A 4,131-nucleotide genomic window follows, 5' to 3' on the forward strand; every position below is an offset into this window, starting at 1 on the left:
GAACAGAGGATCACCGAACCAATCCCGTAGTTTTCCAAGAGCCTTGCTCACAGCCGAAGGCGTGACATTGAGCTTTTTGGCTGTTTTGGTCACACTGCGTTCTTGCAACAGTACCTGCATCGTGATCAATAAATTGAGATCGAGTCGGTGAAGAGGTTTGCTCATTGATAATAATTCCTGAATTAAGCCACGTTGTCAGAAGTGACAGCCTGAGTGACTACTGCTGTTTTCGGTGAACGTGAGGTGAGCAGCGCTGCAAGGTTACCTAGGCTGGCTACAAATAGCAAAATAGTCAGCATATTCAATGCATTTACACCAAGCCAGCCCATAAACCAGATATAGAAGGCCGAGACGGTGATTTGGCTAATCCCCAACACAGAACTGGCTAAACCAGCATGAGTATCGAACGGTTTTAACGCCTGGCTGGTGGTTGTTCCAAAACCTAGCGAGAACCCGGAACAGATAAAAGCAAAACCAGTTAAAAACAGTAAAGGGTTGCTGGTTATTTCGGCAATGATCAGCTGTATGCCTGATAGAAGGAATAAACACTGAGAAGCAACCATTACGCGATGTTGCCCTAACAATATAAGCATTTTGGGCGTCAGGAATGCGGTTGTCATACTCACCACAGCCAGTAGTGCCATAGCCATAGAGTATTGTCCGGTTGAGAAACCCATGATGTCCATCATCAGCATAGGCGAGGTATTCACATATGTCAGGATGGCCGACACGCTCAAGCTCAGGATAAACAGTCGGCTCAGGAAAAAGCGAGACAGGAACTTTTGCCATGGTACAGAATCTGATTCATGGTGGCTGACCGAGCGGGTTTCTGTAAGGGCGAAGCAGCATGCCAGGCCAATAAGGACAGCAGTAATCATCATCACCATAAACAAAATCGGCCAAGGTGAAACAAGCAGAATAAGGTGGCCGATAACAGGCGCAAGCACCGGGATAATGCAAGTAATGCCATTTATCATAGACAGCACTTTAGCGCGTTTGTCATCGTCCAGAACATCACGAAGAATGGCAAAGGCAACCACGTAGGCAAACCCCGAGCCTATTCCCTGACCAAAACGTCCGATGAAGAACTGAAGTGGGTTTGTTGCCTGCATTGTCCACCAGGAGGCTATGGTGAAAATGATAGCGCTCAAGATAGCGACTGGTTTTCGGCCACATTTGTCCGCAAGCAGTCCGCCAAAGATCATGGTCGATGCCATTCCAATAAGGTATATGGAGAAGGCGGCATGAAGATCTGCTTCAGTAGCTTGTAAGCTGGTCGCAATTTGCGGCAGACCGACTAAATAAAGATCAATCCCTAATGGATACATCAGCACCAGAGAGAAGCAACAAAACAAAATTCTTTTCATGTGTTTTTTCTATCGCGTTATCAAGGTATCGATATCCTAGTGTGACGAGTGTCGAATTGCGATTTGCCTGTGGGACAACTGTATTTTCCTGAATGGAAAAGTGGTCTTTTGCTATGAGTAAAGTGATGAACCTGGATATAATTGACTTAAGTAACTTATGGGTATGTGTTCAATGAGGTTTGATTGCCAATGCTAAGGCTGATTAAGTTTGTGGTGGTTGCCAATATTATTGCAGCACTGAGTGTTTGGTTATTAAGTCAGTTTATTGAACTGTTTTCAATAAATCATCCGACGGATTACTTTTTTTATATCTGCATAGTATTGTGGGGAGTGGCTGGCTTAGCGTGGGATGGTGGCAAGGCAAGCAAAAATTATGATCTCGGTAGAGCTGAAAATAAAACTCAGTCTATGGTGTCTGGTTATGATGCTAAAGCAGACAAGCTTAAGCAGTACAGGCAAAACTATCACTTTGGTTTGAAGATGTTTATATCAGGGTTGCCGTCTCTTGCGGGCTGTCTTGTCGTTTATTTGTTTTAGCTTTTTCCGCCATCGAAGCTTTCTTGCTCATCGTCTTAGGCTAGCCTACGATTGAATAGTCTGAATGACTGTAATTGTGTTCTACTCTATGGATGATCAGCACGCACCAATATCTCGAACGTCTTACTTTCGTTTCTACGAAGAGCTCAATGACTTCTTGCCAAAGCAGCGACACAAGGTATTGTTTTCACATGCTTATACGGGTAAGCCATCGGTTAAAGATGCCATAGAGGCGATAGGGGTACCGCATACGGAAATTGACTTGATATTGGTCGATGGTGTTTCAGTTTCCTTTGACTACAAGTTAACAGGTGGTGAGAGAATATCTGTCTATCCGGTGTTTGAATTGTTAGATATTCAGCCTTTAACCCACCTTCGTCCTAAACCGCTGCGGGATACTAAGTTTGTTGTTGACGTTAATTTGGGAAAACTGGCACTTAAATTACGGCTGCTGGGCTTTGATACTTTATATAACAACAAATTTGAAGATAGCGAGATCGTTGATATTTCTCTTCATGAAAAACGCATTATTCTTACTCGAGATAAAGGCATCTTCAAATATAGTGCTGTTACTCATGGTTATTGGGTGAGAAGTGATAATGTTGATAGGCAAGTAAGAGAAGTGCTCCAACATCTTCAACTGGAAAGTAGTTTGAAGCCGTTTACCCGCTGTTCTTATTGCAATGGTGAGTTTGAATGCATTGACAAGATCCAACTAAATGGACGTGTTCCAGAAAATGCATTGGAGCTATTTGCGGAATTTTTTGAATGCCAGGGGTGCAAGAAAATATATTGGAAGGGAACTCACTATAAACGAATAGTCAGTTGGCTCAATGAGCTCACTGTGAATAACTCTATCAATTGAAGCTTTTTGTGTTATTATCCAGCGCGTAGTCGGGGGGCCTGAAGGCTGAGATCGCATCACGCGAGACCCGTTGAACCTGATTCAGTTAACACTGGCGTAGGGAACTATATGTCTTGTCATGAGAGGTGTGATCTTCACTCGTCTTAGATTTTTGGCTAGATCAAGTTCCTGTGCACCGGTTTTAGGAGCTTGAATGCCAAATCCTACCGCAATTGAAAATACAGAAACCCGTATCCAACCTATTGTTACTGCCTTGGATGCAGTTAGGCAGCGAAAGCCATTAGTGGTGAATATCACAAACTATGTCGTGATGAATAATAGTGCCAATGCCTTGCTTGCTATTGGCGCGTCTCCAATCATGGCACACTCACGTGAAGAAATGTCAGAAATGATGTCTTTTTCAGGTGCTTTGGTGATTAACATTGGCACCTTAGATAGCCAGTGGAAACCTCGCATGCTGTTTGCTGTAGAACAGGCAAATATCAGTGGTAAATGTGTCGTACTTGATCCGGTAGGGTGTGGCGCGAGTAAGTTGCGAACAGAAGCTTCACGTCAAATTGCACAACTAGCCAATAAGTTGATTATTCGTGGTAATGCCTCTGAAATTATTGCTTTAGCTGGAGAAGGAGGCCAAAGCAAAGGTGTTGATGCGCTTGATGAGAGCGAGGCTGCTGTTGGCGCCGCTCAACACTTAGTGGAAGCTTATCAGTGTAGTGTTGTCATATCGGGTTCTACAGATTTTGTTGTGACCTCAAAAGGGCAAACACAGTTGCGCAACGGGCACGCAATGATGCCCTATGTAACGGGAATGGGATGCACTTTGTCAGCCATCGTAGGGGCTTTTGCCGCTGTTGGTGAAGATACTGGGTTGGCGGCTACGGCGATTTTAGGTGTAGCCGGTGAAATTGCCGCAGAGCAGTCGAAAGGGCCCGGTAGCTTACAGCTGAACCTATTGGATGCCTTGTATCAGTTGGATGAAGAAACGCTTATTCAACGCCTGAAGTTATCGTAAAGAGAGCAAATCATGACATATGCGGTTATCTTCGACATGGATGGTTTACTGATCGAATCAGAGCCTTTGTGGAAGGAAGCTGAGAGGCAAGTTTTTTCATCCGTCGGGGTGCAAGTCACAGACAATTTGGCTGAGCAGACAGCGACCATGACAACTCGTGCAGTGACGGAGTTTTGGTTCTCGCGAAACCCATGGGAAGGGAAGACTCTGGAGGAGGTAGAAGCTGCCGTCGTTGATAGAGTTGAAGTACTCGTGCGAGAGCAAGGTGATGAGCTAGATGGGGTTACAAGCCTTCTTGAATCTCTTAAAGAAAAAGGCTTTAAGATTGGGTTATCAACGAATTCACCATA

At 44.5% G+C, this 4,131-nt stretch carries 6 protein-coding genes and 1 riboswitch; of the genes, 4 read left to right on the forward strand and 2 right to left on the reverse strand.

What is annotated here, in order from left to right; translation table 11 throughout:
* Together MHN01_RS18600 and MHN01_RS18605 are read right to left on the reverse strand one after the other, a co-directional pair.
* Positions 1–165: LysR family transcriptional regulator (locus MHN01_RS18600; protein ID WP_239412720.1), on the reverse strand; the 165-nt coding region annotated here is incomplete at its 3' end.
* A 17-nt stretch (positions 166–182) separates the two neighbouring features.
* Positions 183–1,367, reverse strand: coding sequence for an MFS transporter (locus tag MHN01_RS18605; RefSeq protein ID WP_239412715.1), 1,185 nt, complete (start codon positions 1,365–1,367; stop codon positions 183–185).
* Between the two features lie 189 nt (positions 1,368–1,556).
* Here MHN01_RS18605 and MHN01_RS18610 point away from each other — a divergent pair, with 189 nt between their 5' ends.
* From MHN01_RS18610 to MHN01_RS18625, 4 genes are all read left to right on the forward strand, one after another.
* Positions 1,557–1,904, forward strand: coding sequence for a hypothetical protein (locus MHN01_RS18610; RefSeq protein WP_239412716.1), 348 nt, complete (start codon positions 1,557–1,559; stop codon positions 1,902–1,904).
* A gap of 88 nt (positions 1,905–1,992) precedes the next feature.
* The gene (locus MHN01_RS18615; protein ID WP_239412717.1) at positions 1,993–2,769 is read left to right on the forward strand and encodes a Mut7-C ubiquitin/RNAse domain-containing protein; all 777 of its coding nucleotides are present in this window, start codon (positions 1,993–1,995) and stop codon (positions 2,767–2,769) included.
* A gap of 20 nt (positions 2,770–2,789) precedes the next feature.
* Positions 2,790–2,889, forward strand: a riboswitch (TPP riboswitch).
* Positions 2,890–2,962: 73 nt separating this feature from the next.
* A complete protein-coding gene (gene thiM, locus MHN01_RS18620; RefSeq protein ID WP_239412718.1) occupies positions 2,963–3,781 on the forward strand; it encodes a hydroxyethylthiazole kinase in 819 nt (272 codons plus the stop codon).
* A gap of 12 nt (positions 3,782–3,793) precedes the next feature.
* On the forward strand, positions 3,794–4,131 hold a 338-nt coding region (locus MHN01_RS18625), incomplete at its 3' end, for an HAD family hydrolase (RefSeq protein WP_239412719.1).

The sequence above is a fragment of the Photobacterium sp. OFAV2-7 genome, assembly GCF_022347985.1.
GTDB lineage: Bacteria > Pseudomonadota > Gammaproteobacteria > Enterobacterales > Vibrionaceae > Photobacterium.